This window comes from Bradyrhizobium sp. MV1.5 (genome assembly GCF_055807615.1).
Genome location: NZ_JBVVPL010000020.1, coordinates 50,381 through 66,030, shown reverse-complemented (window position 1 = coordinate 66,030; position 15,650 = coordinate 50,381). Strand labels below are relative to the sequence as shown.

Genomic DNA, 15,650 nt, shown 5'->3' with positions numbered 1-15,650 from the left:
GTCGATCAGACGTGCGGCTTGGCCGTGAGTTCGATTCCGAGCGCCTTCATCACCGCGATAGTCGTTTTCAGAGTCGGATTACCGTTGGTGCTGTTTCGCGCTCCGTTGGTCCGCTCGATCAGCGTGAACCCGCGCGCTTCATAGAAGTGCCGCGCCAACGCGTTGCGCTGGAAGGTCCAGAGCTCCAAACGTTCGCAGGCGCCTTTGGCAACATCGAGCAGTTCGGTGCCGACGCCGCGCCCTTGAACCGCAGGAAGCACGTAAAGCTGCTCGATCCAGCCGTCACGGAAAGCGATGATCCCGCTCAGTACATCGCCGTTGAAGCGTCCCCACACGCGGCACGTCGCGAACACATGCTCGCGGTAGAACCAGCGGTCCTCGTCCGGCGTATGCAGCCCAGCGAGCCAGGGTATCGCATGGTCGAACGCAGCCCGGTGAACCTGCGCCGCCGCGCCCATCTCGGTGAGCGCGAGCTGCCTAAGCACTAGTATTCCACCCCGAGCGCACCATAGATCCGCCGGTGCACGGCGGGCAGCGTCTCGGTGAGATCCTCCGCGATCAGGCCCGGCCCCGCCTCGCTCGCCGCTTCGCCATGCATCCACACGGCGATGCTGGCGGCTTCGAACGCCGGGACGCCTTGCGCAAGGAGGCCTGCGATGATGCCGGCGAGCACGTCGCCGGCACCCGCGGTGGCAAGCCAGGGCGGTGCGTTGGCGGCGATGGTGGCGCGGCCGTCGGGTGCGGCGATCGTAGTGTCCGGGCCCTTCAGCAGCACGACCGCACCGGAGCGCTCGGCGGCGGCGCGCACCCGCTCGATCTTCGAGCGCCCCGGATGTTTATTGCTGAGGTCGGAGAACAGCCGCGGGAACTCGCCCTCGTGCGGTGTCAGCACCACCGCCTTGTCCTGCGACGTCTTGATCGATTCGAACAGGCGTTCGGGATTGGCGGCAAAGCTCGTCAGCGCATCCGCATCGAGCACCAGGCGCCGCTGGGCGTTAAGCGCCGTGTGGACGAGATCGCAGGTGCGCTCGCCGACACCCACGCCGGGACCGATGATGCAGGTGTTGTAACGCTTGTCGCCGAGCAGCTCGCCGAACTCGATGGCGGTATCGACGGGGCGAACCATCACCGCGGTGAGCGCAGCCGCATTGATTGCCAGCGCATCACGCGGTGTGGCCAGAGTCACCAGGCCCGCGCCGGCGCGCAGCGCCCCGCGCGCGGCGAGCCGCGCCGCACCGGTCGCCGCCGCATCGCCCGAGACCGCCAGCACATGACCGCGCGCGTATTTATGGCCGTCGATGCGCGGCACCGGAAAGGCGGCGCCCCAGAAGTCCGGATCGTTTTCGAATATCTGCGGCGCGATCTCGTCCAGCACCTGTGCCTCGATACCGATGTCGGCGACACGGACGTGGCCGCAATGCATGCGCCCCGGCAGCAGCAGATGCGCCGGCTTCTTGCGGAAGAAGGTGACGGTCTCGGTGGCGTTGACCGCCACGCCCAGCATGGCCGCGCTGGTGCCGTTGATGCCGCTCGGCAGGTCGACCGCGAGCACCGGCGCATCGTTGGCGTTGATCGCCTCGATCATCTCACGCGCCTCGCCCTCGACCGGACGGCTGAGGCCCGCGCCGAACAGCGCATCGATGATCAGCGCCGGTCGTCCGATCGCCTGCGGGTTGAACGGGAGCACCGGGTGCTTCCAGCCCCGCGCAGCCGAGGCCGCATCGCCCTGGAGCTGGTCCCGCTCGCACATCAGGATCACCGAGACCTCGCGGCCTTGCGCGGCGAGCTCGGCGGCTGCGACAAAACCGTCCCCGCCGTTGTTGCCCGGGCCGGCCACGATCAGGATCGGCCCCTCCTCCACCAGCGCGTGGGCGGCCTCGGCGATGGCCTGGCCGGCACTGAGCATCAGCTTGAAGCCGGGGGTGCCTGCCGCAATGCTGAGCTGGTCGGCGCGCTGCATTTCGGCGTTGGTCAGAACTTCCATGCCACTTCCCTGTCCAAAAGCCTTTTCAAGAGGCACGTTCTGCGCCGGGCCATCCGACGGAACGACGATCTGCACAGATATTGAACCGTTTGCCTATTTCGTAGTCTGCGGTATTTTGTGCGGGTCGGCGCCACCTATCAGAGCTGCACGTTAAAAGGCTGATAACGCTCCAATAATCAGGGCATTTGCAACTTGGCATAGACCCTGCTTTCGCGGAAGTCGCTTCGGTTCGTCGTGCTCACTGGCATTTATCAGGGTGTGGCCGGCCGTTGTTGCCGGACTGGTCAGGGATCCCGGCATAGCGAAGAGACAAGATCGTGCGTTAAGAAAAGCGCATCCTGACGAAGACGTTGCTATTTGTTCGAAAGGCCGGGAGGCGCGCAGTGAAGAAAATCGAAGCCATCATCAAGCCATTCAAGCTCGACGAGGTGAAGGAAGCGCTTCAGGAAGTCGGCCTTCAGGGCATCACCGTCACCGAAGCCAAGGGCTTCGGCCGGCAGAAGGGTCACGCCGAATTGTACCGCGGCGCAGAATACATCGTCGACTTCCTGCCCAAAGTGAAGATCGAGATCGTGATCGGCGACGATCTGGTCGAGCGCGCCATCGACGCAATCCGCCGCGCCGCGCAAACCGGGCGCATCGGCGACGGCAAGATTTTCGTCTCCAACATCGAAGAGGCGATCCGCATCCGAACCGGCGAATCCGGGCTGGACGCTATCTAAGCCGGGTGCTATCCCGCATTTTGCGACATTCTGACAAGAAATAGGCTGCTTCGGCGGCCTCATTTTGTTTGTGCCTCGCGCGCCTCAAGAAGCGTGAACACGGTCGCTTGAAGCTTGGAAACCGACCCGCAGAGCCAAAAGGGGTATGCATGAAGACCGCCAAAGACGTCCTGAAATCGATCAAGGACAACGACGTCAAATACGTCGACCTGCGCTTCACCGATCCGCGCGGCAAGTGGCAGCACGTCACCTTCGACATCAGCATGATCGATGAAGACATTTTCGCCGAAGGCACGATGTTCGACGGCTCCTCGATCGCCGGCTGGAAGGCGATCAACGAGTCCGACATGTGCCTGATGCCCGATCCGGTGACCGCGACGATCGATCCGTTCTTCGCCGAGACCACCATGGTCATCACCTGCGACGTGCTCGAGCCGACCACCGGCGAGCCCTACAACCGCGATCCCCGCGGCATCGCCAAGAAGGCCGAGGCGATGGTGAAGTCGATGGGCGTTGGCGACACCGTGTTCGTCGGCCCCGAAGCCGAGTTCTTCGTGTTCGACGACGTGCGCTTCTCTGCCAACCCCTACAGCACCGGCTTCCGCCTCGACTCCTCGGAGCTCCCGACCAACTCCGACACCGAATACGAAGGCGGCAATCTCGGCCATCGTGTCCGCACCAAGGGCGGCTACTTTCCGGTGCCGCCGCAGGATTCCGTGCAGGACATGCGCTCGGAGATGCTCGGCGCCATGGCCAAGATGGGCGTGAAGGTCGAGAAGCACCATCACGAAGTCGCCTCCGCCCAGCACGAACTCGGCATGAAGTTCGACACGCTGACCTTGATGGCCGACCACATGCAGATCTACAAATACTGCATACACCAGGTCGCGCACATCTACGGCAAGACCGCCACCTTCATGCCGAAGCCAGTTTTCGGCGACAACGGCTCGGGCATGCACGTGCACCAGTCGATCTGGAAGGACGGCAAGCCGGTGTTCGCCGGCAACAAATACGCCGACCTGTCGGAGACCTGCCTCCATTACATCGGCGGCATCATCAAGCACGCCAAGGCGATCAACGCCTTCACCAACCCGTCGACCAACTCCTACAAGCGGCTGGTCCCGGGCTATGAGGCTCCCGTGCTGCTCGCCTATTCCGCGCGCAACCGCTCGGCCTCCTGCCGCATCCCCTACACCGCTTCGCCGAAGGCCAAGCGCGTCGAGGTGCGTTTCCCCGATCCGCTCGCCAATCCCTATCTCGGCTTCGCCGCGATGCTGATGGCCGGCCTCGACGGCATCAAGAACAAGATCGATCCGGGTCCGGCGATGGACAAGGACCTCTACGATCTGCCGAAGGAAGAGCTGAAGCAGATCCCGACCGTGTGCGGCAGCTTGCGCGAGGCGCTGGAAAATCTCGATAAGGACCGCGGCTTCCTCAAGAACGGCGGCGTGTTCGACGACGACTTCATCGACGCTTACATCGAGCTGAAGATGACCGAAGTCGCCCGCTTCGAAATGACCCCGCATCCGGTCGAGTTCGAAATGTACTATTCGGGCTGAGCGGCCCGACCACGACGCACGAAAGGCGCCCCTCGGGGCGCTTTTTTTGTGGTCCTCGCGTTTCGTTCTGCGTCTGACTCCACTTCGTTCTCAAGGAACGAATCGGAATCGAGAAAACCGACGCGCACCAATTCTTGATATCTGGTTTATTGTGCCCGAGAGATCGCGGCCGCCTTCACGCCGTCACGCGACAGCGACTGGATTTGCTTCGCTGCGCTCACGATGACGATGGTTATAGGCCTCGGCGCGCCCTGCAGCTACGCCGCCGCGCGCTGCTTCGCCACCATGGCCTGACCGAAAGCCTCGAACAGTTTTCGATTGATCGGATTGTGCTGCGGGTCGTATTCGGCGTGCCATTGCACCCCGAGCGCAAAGGCCTTGGCGTCCGCGATGCGGATCGCCTCGATGGTGCCGTCCTCGGCAATGCCCTCGATCAGCACGCGCTTGCCGGGATCGAGGATGCCCTGGCCGTGCAGCGAATTGACCCTGATCTTGTTACAGCCGAGCAATTCTGCGAACGCGCCGCCCGGCGTCAGATCGACGTCGTGGCGATCGGCGAACACCACGGTCGGATCGGGATGGATCTCGCCGTTCTCGAGCCTCGGCATGCGATGGTTCATGCGGCCCGGGATTTCGCGGATCTCGGGATGCAGCGAGCCACCGAAGGCGACGTTCATCTCCTGGAGGCCCCGGCAGATGCCGAACAGCGGGATTCCGCGGGCAACGCAGGCCACCGAGAGCGCCAGCGCCACCTCGTCGCGGTGGATGTCGTAGGGCTCGTGCGCCTCACACGGATCGACGTTGAAGCGGGTCGGGTGCACGTTGGCGCGGGCGCCGGTGAGCACGATGCCGTCGACAGTGTCGAGCAGCGCGCCGATATCGGTGATGTCGGGCGAGCCCGCGAACATCACCGGCAGGCCGCCGGACACCTCGGCCACCGCGCGCAGATTGCGCTCGCCGACCATCTGGACCTGAAATCGATTTTCAACGCGATGGGCGTTCCCGATCACGCCGACGACCGGCTTTCTCATCTCCCGTTCAGACCTCTCCCGTAAGAAGATTCTCTAAACATGCCCCTGGGATGGAACAAATTCAACAGAAGGGTACGCGGGACGGCAATGCTATTTTCGCGCAAATGCCTCCCGGGGCTCGATCGCGCCGCCGAGGGGCAGGCCGGCGGCCTTCAGCGCGGTCGCCGCCGCGTCGCCCGGCGCGGCCAGCCAGGGCAGTTTCGCCTCGATTCCGCGCGTCACGGACTCCCCGAGCACGCCACCGAAATCAATCGGCCAAAGCCCGTTGGGCACGATTTCGGCGGTAAGGCCACGGAGTGCATAGCCGTCGCCCAGGACCGCCTCCGCATGGTCGCCGGTGACAAGCCGCGCGGTTGCAGGGTCGAGGGGATCGCCAAAGCTCACGAGCACGGGCATTAGGTCCCCCTGCACCGCGACGACGCCGGTCTGCCGGTTGAGCTCGTTGAACGAGACGCGGTTGCCGCGCGCGGCGCCATAAGCGCGGAGCGCGACATAGTTGATGTCGTCGAGATCGAGCTTCGCGCCCTGCTGATGCGCGAGCAATGCCACCACATTCTTTCCCCGGCCGAGGTCGACGAACACAGCCTCGCCGCGCATCGTGGTGCGGCCGCCCCGGCTATAGCCGCGATCGGGCACGACGGACAGAATGCCCGACCCGGTCCTGATCCCGTCAGGCGTCGTCACCTCGACCGTGAGGCGATATTTGTGACCGGGCCGGTTGATCCGGATCTGGTCGCCTATCACGAGCACGGCGAGAAGGCCGAGCAGACCGGCCCACTTGCTGATGAAACTCAAGCGCCCTCACCTGTTCTTTCCTCATCGCTCTGCACCGTTCACGCGCCAGCGTCAAACCAGCGCGTTGACGCGGTCTTGATCCGGATCGCGTTTATCGAAAGAGTGCGGTGCGCACCGCGCTGAAAAGGACCCGATGTGACCATTCCCGCAGATGAACGACCCCGGACCCGCACCGATCTGGCCTGGTCGATCTCGGTCGGGGGCATCGGCATCGTGCTGTTCACGGCAATGCTGGTCTTCACCTGGTATTTTGCCGCGACCCTGCTCCTGATCTTCACCGGAATGCTGCTCGGCGTCGGCCTCAACGCGCTGACCAACGCGCTTGGTCGCCGCGTGCACCTGCCCCACGCGGTCCGGCTCGCCATCGTCTGTGCCGCGCTGGCCGTGATGCTCGCCGGCGTGGCCTATCTCGGCGGCGCCACCATTGCCGAGCAGGCCTCGCTGCTGAGCAAGACGATCAAGTCGCAGATCACCAACGTCCGGTCCTTCCTCGAAAACCATGGGATCGACACCAGCTTCTTCGATCTCGGCAACGCCGCACCCGCTGCCTCCACCGATGCGACGCCGGCGCCGGCCCCGAACTCGGGCTCGCACGGCGGATTGCCGGGCGCTGGCGCGCTGGCCTCGAGCGGCGGGGCGATCGTGAGCCAGACCTTCAAGCTGCTGCTCGGCACCATCAGCGCGGTCGGCAACATCTTCATCGTGCTGTTCCTGGGGCTTGCCTTCGCCGCGCAGCCCACCGTCTATCATGACGGCCTGTTGTTTCTCGCGCCGGCCAGGCATCGGGCCCGCATCACCCTCATCATCGACGGCATCGGCGAGACGCTGGAGCGCTGGCTGATCGCGCAGATCGTCGTGATGCTTGCGGTCGGCGTGGTGACCTGGATCGGGCTCGTCCTCATCGGCATTCCCGGCTCGTTCATCCTGGGGATCCAGGCGGGCCTGCTCGCCTTCATCCCGACCGTCGGCGCCATCATCGCCGGCGTCGTGGTCGTGCTGGCGAGCCTCGCCTCGGGATGGATTCCGGCGCTGTCGGCCTTTCTCCTCTTCATGGGCGTGCACGCCATGGAGAGCTATGTGCTGACGCCGATCCTCCAGCGGCAGGCACTGGACATTCCGCCGGCCACGCTGTTCGCGTTCCAGATCCTGCTCGGCGTCGTGTTCGGAATCTGGGGCCTGGCGCTGGCGCTACCACTGGTCGCCATCGCCAAAGTCATGATCGACCACTTCAAGACGTATGAAGCACCGCCTCTGGCGGAGGCGGCCTGAGCCGCCTCAGGTGGTGAGCACGGTTTCGGTGTGCTCGACCTCAGGGGGTGACGCAAAATACTGCCCGACGAGGCCGCGCCATTCGGTGAAATTCTCGGACCCGCGGAAATCGACGGTGTGGTTCTCGAGCGTTTCCCACTTCACCATCAGACGATAGCGCTGCGGCTTCTCGATCGACTTTTGAAGCTCGAAACCGTGAAAACCCTTGGCGCGGCCGAAAGCGGCCTTGGCCTTGGCGACGGCGGCCTCAAAATCCTTCTCGCTGCCCGGCTTGACGTCGATTTGCGCGATCTCGGTGATCATCTGTTTCCACCCATTTTTGTTCGATGGGCGTGTCTACCGCAGACCGCGACAAAGAAAAAGGCGCCGAAACGGCGCCCTGCCCGGTCCAGAAATGCAGATCACTCAGGCAAGCAGGACAACGGTGCCCGCCACCATCAGCGCACAACCGGCGAACAGCGCGAGCGGCCAGTAGTTGCGGCCTTGCGTGTAACGCCCCTGGGCGCGGCGCTCGGTGATCAGCGCGCTCTCGTATTCGTCCGCGGTCGAGAACAGGCAGGCGAAGCCGCCGCGTGCCGAGGCCGCCGCGGCTTCGAGCGACATCAAGGCGGCCTGCGGATTCTGTCGACGGATCGATTCCATGGCCGCAATGGTAGGGATCGAATGGTAAACAGGGGATTACCGCAAGGTCTCCTTTGCCTAGGCGGTCGCCGTCTGCGCCTTGGACGGCGTATTGGGCCCACCGATCCGCGCGGCGCTCTGGCGGCGCCAGTTCTCCAGCGACAATGGCAGCTCCTCCGCCGCCTCGACGCGGTTACGGCCGCCGCGCTTGGCCTGGTAGAGCGCGGTGTCGGCCGAGGCCAGCAGCACTTCAAGCTCGGTGCCGGCCGGACCGCCGGCGACGCCGATGCTGACGGTGGTGTCGACCGGGCCGTCATCGACAACGACGCCGGAGGTCTCGAAGGCTTCGCGCACGCGCTCGGCGACCAGCACGCCCTCCTCGAGCGAACACGGCAGGAGGGCGGCGAACTCCTCGCCGCCGATGCGACCCGACATGTCGCTGATGCGCAGATTGCTGACGACGACGGTCGCGAACAGTTTCAGCATCTCGTCGCCGGCGGGATGGCCGAAGCGATCGTTGATCGACTTGAAATGATCGATGTCGAAGATCATCGCGGTCACGGGACGGCCGGCCTTGGCCTCGCGCTCGATCACGCGTCCGCAGGCTTCCGAGAAGCCGCGGCGGTTGAGCATGCCGGTCAGGGGATCGGTGGACGCGGCGGTCCGGTGCGCGGTGACCGTGCGCTCGGACACCAGCATGAAGATCACGAACACCGTGCCGACGGCATAAAGCACGAGTTCGACCGCGAACACGGTGACCCAGATGCTGGTGGAGAAGCCGGCATCGTTCGGGCGCAGGAAGCTGCCGAGCAGGATCGGCAGCATCAAGACGCAGCCGTGCATCACCGGTACCACGAAGGCCGGCCAGCGCCGTTGCAGGCTCTTGCGCCGCTCGACCCAGAGCTCGCTCGCGGTCAGCGCCGCATAGACCGAGACGATGCCGGCGCCGACGATCATGCGCAGCATGGACGCGGTGGGATCGAGCAGCGTGGCGGCAGCGGCCCAGGCGAGCGCGCCGACCAGGAGACCCGGCCAATTCGGCTTGCGGCCGTGGAAGACGCGCGCCGCATTCCACACCATGCCGCAGGCGACGAAGCCGACCGCGTTCAGCGCAAGGTAAAGATGCGGCCCCAATCTGTCGCCGGCCGCCGTCCAGAGTGCGACCGATGCGGCGCCGAGCAGATAGGCGGTGCCCCACCATTTCAGCGCAGCGCTGTTCTCCTGCCTTCCGAAAAACACCATCATGGCGCCGAGCAATGCGGCGACCATGGTGGCGACCAAATAGAGCGTGATGCTATCGAGCGACATCATGTCGGCCCCCTTCTAGACATAGCAGTTACGCGACCGGCCCAACCGATTTGCGCGCCCTTCCAAATGCGACGCTATGTCCCGCGGGTTCCATTCAGGTTTTCATGCGGGGCCAAGTTTTCGGGAAACACGCCATCAATTTGCATACAAACGAACAGCAAAAAGGGCGCTGAAATCAGCGCCCTTTTGCATCTCATTGAAGCCGCTTTCGCGGCGAATGCGACCGAAGCGATTAACGCTTCGAGAACTGGAAGGACCGGCGGGCCTTGGCCTTGCCGTACTTCTTGCGCTCGACCACGCGGGAGTCGCGGGTGAGGAAGCCACCCTTCTTGAGCACGGTGCGCAGCTCCGGCTCGAAATAGGTCAGCGCCTTGGAGATGCCGTGACGGACGGCACCGGCCTGGCCGGACAGACCGCCGCCGGCGACGGTGCAGATCACGTCATACTGGCCGGACCGCGCGGCCACGGAGAACGGCTGCTCGATCATCATGCGCAGCACGGGACGGGCGAAATAGACCTCGACCTCGCGCGAGTTGACCGTGACCTTGCCGGCGCCGGGCTTGATCCAGACGCGGGCGACCGCGTCCTTGCGCTTGCCGGTGGCGTAGGCGCGGTTGAACTTGTCGACCTTCTTCTCGTGCTTGGGCGCGTCGGGCGCGGCCGCCGTCTTGAGCTGCGAGAGCTGGTCGAGCGACTGGATGGATTCGGCCATGTTATGCGGCCCTCGTGTTCTTGCGGTTCAACTTGGCGATGTCGATCTTCTCGGGCGTCTGGGCCTCGTGCGGATGATCGGCGCCGCCATAGACGCGGAGGTTGCCCATCTGGACGCGACCGAGCGGGCCACGCGGGATCATGCGCTCGACGGCCTTCTCGAGCACGCGCTCGGGATGCTTGCCCTCGAGGATCTGGCGCGCGGTGCGCTCCTTGACGTGGCCGACATAACCGGTGTGCTTGTAATAGGTCTTCTGCTCGCGCTTGCGGCCGGTGAGAACCGCATACTGCGCGTTGATGATGATGATGTTGTCGCCGCAATCAACGTGCGGGGTGTAGGTCGGGAGGTGCTTGCCGCGCAGGCGCATGGCAACGATGGTGGCGAGACGGCCGACGACCAGACCCTTGGCGTCGATCAGTACCCACTTCTTCGTCACCTCAGCCGGCTTTGCCGAAAAGGTTTTCATGTCAGAGTTTCCGTGGACGGGGAGCATCGGCGCGAACACCGCACCGGACTGGGCGGTTTTCTAGAGAACAGCGGCGCTGCGGTCAATGCCCAAAGGCGGAATTTACATGTTCAAGATCAATGGCTTAGAATTATGGTATCAAGATACCTGTAAAAAGCTCAAACGTTTGGAATGGAATAGGTCGAGGTGACATGCGCAATCGGATCGGGGGAGGTACCGGACAACAGCTTCACCTCGCCGACCGCGAGGCGCTTGCCGAGCTTGAGCAGCCGCGCCTCCGCCAGCACGTCCTGCCCGGGCTGCCCCTTGCGCAGGAAGTTGATGTTGAGATTGGTGGTCACGGCGAGCCCGATCGGCCCGATCGCGGACAACAGCACCACGTACATCGCGAAATCGGCGAGCGCCATCAGGGTCGGGCCGGACACGGTTCCGCCCGGCCGCAGCATCCTTTCGCTGTAGCGTTGACGCAAAAGGCAGGCCTGACCGTCCGCGCTCTCGATGGTGATGTCGTCGCCGCTGAAGGCCTGGGGAAACTCGTTGCGAAGGAACTGCTCGAGCTCCGCCACGCTCATTTTCGCTAACGCCATGCTGCCCCTCACCCTCGCTTCACGTCCCCTGTTACATTAAGTTATCTGCGTCATCCAATCGCAATAATCCAACCGGAAACGCTTTGATGTCCGTCCAGGCCGCCCGCGCCCCCTCCCCGCAACCGCCGATCCTGCTGCGCGAGACCGTGGGCCCCATCGCGGTCCTCACCCTCAACCGCCCGGCCGCCCGCAACAGCCTGTCGGAGACGATGATCGCAAGCCTGCATGCCGAGCTCAACGAGATCCGCGACGACAAGTCCGTCCGCGGTGTCGTGATCGCGGCCAACGGCCCCGCCTTCTCCGCCGGCCACGACATGAAGGAGCTGACCGCGCGCCGCACCGACCCGGATCGCGGCCGCGCCTTTTTCGCCGAGATGATGACCGCCTGCAGCGCGATGATGCAGGCGATCGTTCGCCTGCCCAAGCCCGTGGTCGCATCCGTCCAGGGCATCGCCACCGCCGCGGGCTGCCAGCTCGTGGCAAGCTGCGATCTCGCGATCGCCTCGGAAGCAGCACACTTCGCCACTCCCGGCGTCGACATCGGCTTGTTCTGCTCGACGCCGATGGTGGCGCTGTCGCGCAACGTCCCGCGCAAGCAGGCGATGGAGATGCTGCTGACGGGCGAGCCGATCCCGGCCGCACGCGCACGCGAGATCGGGCTCGTCAATCGTGTCGTCGCCGCCGGCACCGAGCGCGCTGCTGCCATTGCGCTGGCCGAACAGGTCGCGCTGAAATCCGCCTATACCGTCAAGCTCGGCAAGGAGGCGTTCTATCGCCAGGCCGAGATGAGCCTTGCAGACGCCTATCGCTATGCGGCAGAGGTGATGACCGAGAACATGATGGCGCGAGACGCCGAGGAAGGCATCGGCGCTTTCATCGAGAAACGCACGCCGACATGGCGGGACGAGTGACTGTATTTGTTACACCGTCATTCCGGGGCGGCTCGCAGAGCCGAACCCGGAATCTCGAGATTCCGGGTTCGATGCTGCGCATCGCCCCGGAATGACGAACGAAAGAAGAAAATGAACCACGACGCCTATCCCGACAATTACATCCGGGGCATTCTCAACAACGTGAAATCGATCGCGATGGTCGGCGCCTCGCCGGCCAACGTGCGGCCGAGCTATTTCGCGTTCAAATATCTGGCCCAGCGCGGCTACGACATGATTCCGGTCAATCCCGGCCATGTCGGCAAGGAGCTGCTCGGAAAATCCTTCGTCGCCTCGCTGTCCGACATCGACCGCCCCGTCGACATGATCGACATTTTCCGCAACTCCAGCCACATCATGCCGGTGGTCGAGGAAGCCCTCACGCTCGATCCGCTGCCGATGGTGATCTGGATGCAGCTGGGGGCGCGCGACGATGCGGCGGCGCTGAAGGCGGAATCGGTCGGTATCAAGGTGGTGATGAACCGCTGCCCCAAGATCGAATATGGCCGCCTGTCGTCGGAGATCTCCTGGATGGGCGTCAATTCACGCACGCTGAGCTCCAAACGCGCCCCGGTGCCGACGCAGGGCATGCGCTTATCCCTCAATCGGATGAGTGTCGGCGGCGGCGACACTGCGGCATCGGACCGCGCCGCCAAGAACAAGAGCGAGCAAAGCTGACGCAGTTGCGAAGGTTTCATTTCGCGAACGCGACAATGCGTAGCACGATCGTTCCGGTGTGAAGCCGCGCCTTGACGGCAGCCGCGGCGCCAATCAGCATGCCGCGCGATTTCAGACCACGAGAACAGGACGCCCTCCATGAGCGATCGCCTTCCGGGATTTTCGACCCTCGCCGTGCATGCCGGCGCACAGCCCGATCCCACCACCGGTGCGCGCGCGACTCCGATCTATCAAACGACGTCGTTCGTCTTCAACGATGCCGACCACGCCGCCTCTCTGTTCGGCCTGCAGGCGTTCGGCAACATCTATACCCGCATCGGCAATCCCACCAATGCGGTGCTGGAAGAGCGCGTCGCAGCCCTCGAAGGCGGTACGGCCGCGCTTGCGGTGGCTTCGGGCCATGCCGCGCAGGTCGTGGTGCTGCAGCAATTACTCCAGCCCGGCGACGAGTTCATCGCCGCGCGAAAGCTCTATGGCGGCTCGATCAACCAGTTCACGCACGCGTTCAAGAGCTTCGGCTGGAACGTGGTGTGGGCCGATCCCGACGACATTGCGAGCTTCGAACGTGCGGTCACGCCGCGCACGAAAGCGATCTTCATCGAGTCCATCGCCAATCCCGCCGGCAGCATCACCGACATCGAGGCGATCTCGACGGTGGCGCGCAAGGCGGGCGTCCCGCTGATCGTCGACAACACGCTGGCCTCGCCCTATCTGATCCGTCCCATCGACCACGGTGCCGACATCGTCGTGCACTCGCTGACGAAGTTTCTCGGCGGCCACGGCAATTCGATCGGCGGCATCATCGTCGATGCCGGCACCTTCGACTGGTCGACCGGCGGCAAATATCCGATGCTCTCCGAGCCGCGGCCCGAATATCACGGCATCCGGCTCCAGGAGACGTTTGGCAATTTCGCCTTCGCGATCGCCTGCCGCGTGCTCGGCCTGCGCGACCTCGGACCGGCGCTGTCGCCGTTCAACGCCTTCATGATCCTCACCGGCATCGAGACATTGCCGCTGCGCATGCAGAAGCACTGCGACAACGCGAAAGCAGTCGCCGAATTCCTCGCCGGCCATCCGGCGGTGGCCGCGGTGAATTATGCGGGCCTTGCAAGCGACAAGTACAACCAGCTCGCACGCAAATACGCGCCAAAGGGTGCCGGCGCCGTGTTCACCTTCAGCCTGAAGGGCGGCTACGATGCCGGCGTCAGCCTGGTGTCGAAGTTGCAGCTGTTCTCGCATCTGGCCAATGTCGGCGACACCCGCTCGCTCGTCATCCATCCGGCCTCGACCACGCACAGCCAGCTCGACGACGCCGCCAAGATCAAGTCCGGCGCCGGCCCCGACGTGGTGCGGCTCTCGATCGGCATCGAGGACAAGGAAGATTTGATCGCCGATCTGGAACAGGCGCTGGGCGCGTAGCATCAACGTCATTCCGGGGCGCTTTGGTGTGCCCCGGAGTGCGGCTCCAGTTAACAGTCATTAACCATATCTGCCGCATACATCGTCGCTGGATCGCCCTCTTTGATTCGGAGCCGAAGATGCTGCGCTGGATAGTGCCTGCCCTTGCGGCAATGCTGATGGTCTCGGCGGCGATGGCCGCCGATTTGCCGGCCAGGCCGAAGCGGCAGGCCGCCGCTCCGCCGCATGTCTATGTCGAGAAGGATCCGGATGCGTTGATCTCGCCGGCCTACGGCATCGGCAGCTACGTCAGCAACTTGCCAGGTACGCCGCTGCTGCCCGGCTCCCACACGCTGCCGGGCTATTATGGCCGCCCATGGGACTATGATTATCAGGGCGCGTATTACGGCGGGGCGCAGGTCGATTATTTCTGGCGCCTGCCCTACTCGTGCGGCATCTACGGTTATTGCTGAAGAGCTGATCCGATCAGCCGGGCTGACCGACGGGAACCGCGCGTGGCTGCACTTCGGTCGAATGCCGTGGAGCGAGCCGCTCTGTCTGCATCACCGCAAGCGTCAGCACCACGATGGCGACCGCCTGATGCGCGAGCGCCAGATCGATCGGCACCTGGTTGAGCAGCGTGAGGATGCCGAGCAATGCTTGCAGGCTCACCCCGCCCAACAGCAAAAGCGCCCCGCTTGCCGCGGCCCCCGCGCGCGAACGGACCGCATCCAACGCGTGCAACGCCGCCAGCGCGAACAGCGCATAGGCCGTCATGCGGTGCTCAAACTGCACCGTCAGCACATTGTCGAACATGTTGCGCCACCACGGCGTTTCGAACCACAGCCGCTCCATTGAGGGAATGAACGCGCCGTCGATCTGCGGCCAGGTGTTGTAGGCGCGACCGGCGCGCAGGCCCGCAACCAGCGCACCGAAATAGATCTGGATAAAGGTCATGACGAGGAGCAAGGCGCTGGTGAAGCGCAGCCGCGACGATGCTGCGATCTGCGGCCGTTCGGCGAGCCGCCGCACCGTCCAGACGATCCCGGCGAAGATCACGAGCGCGAGCACAAGATGCGTCGCCAGCCGATATTGCGAGACTTCGACGCGTTCCGACAGCCCCGAGGCCACCATCCACCAGCCCACCGCGCCCTGGAGCCCGCCGAGCCCGAACAACAGCCACAACCGCCGCTTCAACTCACCGGACAGGCCGCCGCGCCAGAGGAAGAACAGGAACGGCAGCAGATAGGCGACGCCGATGAAACGGCCGAGTAGCCGATGGCTCCATTCCCACCAGAAGATCTCCTTGAACTCGGACAGACTCATGCCGGCGTTGAGTTCGCGATATTGCGGGATCGTCTTGTAGGCCTCGAAGGCCGCCGTCCACTGCGCTTCCGAGAGTGGCGGCACGCTGCCCGTGACCGGCTTCCATTCGACGATCGAGAGCCCGGATTCCGTCAGCCGCGTCGCGCCGCCGACCAGCACCATCAGCGCAATCAGCGCAGCCACTGAGATCAGCCACCAGCGCACGGCGCGATGCGGTTCGGACGGGGCGGAAATCGTCGTCATTCGAGGCAAAACCAGAGCTTGA

The 15,650-nt window shown here is 64.3% G+C and carries 18 protein-coding genes; 7 read left to right on the top strand and 11 right to left on the bottom strand.

Going from position 1 to position 15,650, the window contains the following annotated elements; genetic code table 11:
* Positions 1-5: 5 nt before the first annotated feature.
* Positions 6-485, bottom strand: a complete 480-nt coding sequence (locus tag AC0L2J_RS19860) for a GNAT family N-acetyltransferase (RefSeq protein ID WP_473393356.1) — start codon at positions 483-485, stop codon at positions 6-8.
* Positions 485-1,984 carry an NAD(P)H-hydrate dehydratase gene (locus tag AC0L2J_RS19855; RefSeq protein ID WP_473393352.1) on the bottom strand — a complete coding sequence of 500 codons (1,500 nt, stop codon included), beginning with the start codon at positions 1,982-1,984 and terminating at the stop codon, positions 485-487. Before AC0L2J_RS19855 ends, AC0L2J_RS19860 begins: the two co-directional genes overlap by 1 nt.
* Before the next feature lie 383 nt (positions 1,985-2,367).
* On the opposite strand from AC0L2J_RS19855, the gene AC0L2J_RS19850 reads away from it, so the two are divergent.
* Entirely contained in the window at positions 2,368-2,706 is a 339-nt protein-coding gene (locus AC0L2J_RS19850) for a P-II family nitrogen regulator (RefSeq protein ID WP_007603495.1), read from the top strand.
* Positions 2,707-2,855: 149 nt separating this feature from the next.
* Positions 2,856-4,265 carry a type I glutamate--ammonia ligase gene (glnA, locus tag AC0L2J_RS19845; RefSeq protein WP_007603494.1) on the top strand — a complete coding sequence of 470 codons (1,410 nt, stop codon included), beginning with the start codon at positions 2,856-2,858 and terminating at the stop codon, positions 4,263-4,265.
* 257 nt (positions 4,266-4,522) lie between these two features.
* On the opposite strand, the gene AC0L2J_RS19840 is transcribed toward glnA, so the two are convergent.
* The gene (locus tag AC0L2J_RS19840; protein ID WP_473247960.1) at positions 4,523-5,296 is read right to left on the bottom strand and encodes a gamma-glutamyl-gamma-aminobutyrate hydrolase family protein; all 774 of its coding nucleotides are present in this window, start codon (positions 5,294-5,296) and stop codon (positions 4,523-4,525) included.
* Between the two features lie 90 nt (positions 5,297-5,386).
* On the bottom strand, positions 5,387-6,091 hold the full coding sequence (locus AC0L2J_RS19835) for a hypothetical protein (protein WP_007611013.1): 705 nt from the start codon (positions 6,089-6,091) through the stop codon (positions 5,387-5,389).
* Positions 6,092-6,226: 135 nt separating this feature from the next.
* On the opposite strand from AC0L2J_RS19835, the gene AC0L2J_RS19830 reads away from it, so the two are divergent.
* Positions 6,227-7,360 (top strand): AI-2E family transporter, encoded by a 1,134-nt coding sequence (locus tag AC0L2J_RS19830; protein WP_473393346.1) that lies wholly within the window; start codon positions 6,227-6,229, stop codon positions 7,358-7,360.
* A gap of 6 nt (positions 7,361-7,366) precedes the next feature.
* Here AC0L2J_RS19830 and AC0L2J_RS19825 read toward each other — a convergent pair whose 3' ends face one another.
* From AC0L2J_RS19825 to AC0L2J_RS19800, 6 genes are all read right to left on the bottom strand, one after another.
* Entirely contained in the window at positions 7,367-7,663 is a 297-nt protein-coding gene (locus tag AC0L2J_RS19825) for an antibiotic biosynthesis monooxygenase family protein (RefSeq protein WP_007611016.1), read from the bottom strand.
* 102 nt (positions 7,664-7,765) lie between these two features.
* Positions 7,766-8,002 carry a hypothetical protein gene (locus AC0L2J_RS19820; protein WP_007611018.1) on the bottom strand — a complete coding sequence of 79 codons (237 nt, stop codon included), beginning with the start codon at positions 8,000-8,002 and terminating at the stop codon, positions 7,766-7,768.
* Positions 8,003-8,059: 57 nt separating this feature from the next.
* On the bottom strand, positions 8,060-9,292 hold the full coding sequence (locus AC0L2J_RS19815; RefSeq protein WP_473247964.1) for a GGDEF domain-containing protein: 1,233 nt from the start codon (positions 9,290-9,292) through the stop codon (positions 8,060-8,062).
* A gap of 229 nt (positions 9,293-9,521) precedes the next feature.
* On the bottom strand, positions 9,522-10,001 hold the full coding sequence (gene rpsI / locus AC0L2J_RS19810; RefSeq protein ID WP_007611021.1) for a 30S ribosomal protein S9: 480 nt from the start codon (positions 9,999-10,001) through the stop codon (positions 9,522-9,524).
* 1 nt (position 10,002) lies between these two features.
* Positions 10,003-10,467: a 50S ribosomal protein L13 gene (gene rplM / locus AC0L2J_RS19805; protein WP_007611024.1), complete on the bottom strand. Its 465-nt coding sequence runs from the start codon at positions 10,465-10,467 to the stop codon at positions 10,003-10,005.
* Between the two features lie 158 nt (positions 10,468-10,625).
* Positions 10,626-11,054, bottom strand: a complete 429-nt coding sequence (locus AC0L2J_RS19800) for a PaaI family thioesterase (protein WP_007611026.1) — start codon at positions 11,052-11,054, stop codon at positions 10,626-10,628.
* Between the two features lie 86 nt (positions 11,055-11,140).
* On the opposite strand from AC0L2J_RS19800, the gene AC0L2J_RS19795 reads away from it, so the two are divergent.
* The 4 genes from AC0L2J_RS19795 (at position 11,141) to AC0L2J_RS19780 (ending at position 14,532) form a co-directional block, all read left to right on the top strand.
* A complete protein-coding gene (locus tag AC0L2J_RS19795; RefSeq protein WP_473393338.1) occupies positions 11,141-11,965 on the top strand; it encodes an enoyl-CoA hydratase in 825 nt (274 codons plus the stop codon).
* A 111-nt stretch (positions 11,966-12,076) separates the two neighbouring features.
* Positions 12,077-12,661 (top strand): CoA-binding protein, encoded by a 585-nt coding sequence (locus AC0L2J_RS19790; RefSeq protein ID WP_473393336.1) that lies wholly within the window; start codon positions 12,077-12,079, stop codon positions 12,659-12,661.
* A gap of 138 nt (positions 12,662-12,799) precedes the next feature.
* The gene (locus AC0L2J_RS19785; protein ID WP_007611036.1) at positions 12,800-14,080 is read left to right on the top strand and encodes an O-acetylhomoserine aminocarboxypropyltransferase; all 1,281 of its coding nucleotides are present in this window, start codon (positions 12,800-12,802) and stop codon (positions 14,078-14,080) included.
* Between the two features lie 119 nt (positions 14,081-14,199).
* Positions 14,200-14,532 carry a hypothetical protein gene (locus tag AC0L2J_RS19780; RefSeq protein WP_007611037.1) on the top strand — a complete coding sequence of 111 codons (333 nt, stop codon included), beginning with the start codon at positions 14,200-14,202 and terminating at the stop codon, positions 14,530-14,532.
* A gap of 13 nt (positions 14,533-14,545) precedes the next feature.
* Here AC0L2J_RS19780 and AC0L2J_RS19775 read toward each other — a convergent pair whose 3' ends face one another.
* Positions 14,546-15,628, bottom strand: a complete 1,083-nt coding sequence (locus AC0L2J_RS19775; RefSeq protein ID WP_473393333.1) for a COX15/CtaA family protein — start codon at positions 15,626-15,628, stop codon at positions 14,546-14,548.
* Positions 15,629-15,650 lie beyond the last annotated feature (22 nt).

Excerpts from the sequence above, each read along its gene's own strand:
- AC0L2J_RS19855 (WP_473393352.1), bottom strand. The coding sequence starts at position 1,984 with ATGGAAGTTCTGACCAACGCCGAAATGCAGCGCGCCGACCAGCTCAGC.
- AC0L2J_RS19785 (WP_007611036.1), top strand. The coding sequence starts at position 12,800 with ATGAGCGATCGCCTTCCGGGATTTTCGACCCTCGCCGTGCATGCCGGC.
- AC0L2J_RS19790 (WP_473393336.1), top strand. The coding sequence starts at position 12,077 with ATGAACCACGACGCCTATCCCGACAATTACATCCGGGGCATTCTCAAC.
- AC0L2J_RS19795 (WP_473393338.1), top strand. The coding sequence starts at position 11,141 with ATGTCCGTCCAGGCCGCCCGCGCCCCCTCCCCGCAACCGCCGATCCTG.
- AC0L2J_RS19815 (WP_473247964.1), bottom strand. The coding sequence starts at position 9,292 with ATGATGTCGCTCGATAGCATCACGCTCTATTTGGTCGCCACCATGGTC.
- rplM (WP_007611024.1), bottom strand. The coding sequence starts at position 10,467 with ATGAAAACCTTTTCGGCAAAGCCGGCTGAGGTGACGAAGAAGTGGGTA.
- AC0L2J_RS19780 (WP_007611037.1), top strand. The coding sequence starts at position 14,200 with ATGCTGCGCTGGATAGTGCCTGCCCTTGCGGCAATGCTGATGGTCTCG.
- AC0L2J_RS19800 (WP_007611026.1), bottom strand. The coding sequence starts at position 11,054 with ATGGCGTTAGCGAAAATGAGCGTGGCGGAGCTCGAGCAGTTCCTTCGC.
- AC0L2J_RS19775 (WP_473393333.1), bottom strand. The coding sequence starts at position 15,628 with ATGACGACGATTTCCGCCCCGTCCGAACCGCATCGCGCCGTGCGCTGG.
- glnA (WP_007603494.1), top strand. The coding sequence starts at position 2,856 with ATGAAGACCGCCAAAGACGTCCTGAAATCGATCAAGGACAACGACGTC.
- rpsI (WP_007611021.1), bottom strand. The coding sequence starts at position 10,001 with ATGGCCGAATCCATCCAGTCGCTCGACCAGCTCTCGCAGCTCAAGACG.
- AC0L2J_RS19825 (WP_007611016.1), bottom strand. The coding sequence starts at position 7,663 with ATGATCACCGAGATCGCGCAAATCGACGTCAAGCCGGGCAGCGAGAAG.
- AC0L2J_RS19840 (WP_473247960.1), bottom strand. The coding sequence starts at position 5,296 with ATGAGAAAGCCGGTCGTCGGCGTGATCGGGAACGCCCATCGCGTTGAA.
- AC0L2J_RS19820 (WP_007611018.1), bottom strand. The coding sequence starts at position 8,002 with ATGGAATCGATCCGTCGACAGAATCCGCAGGCCGCCTTGATGTCGCTC.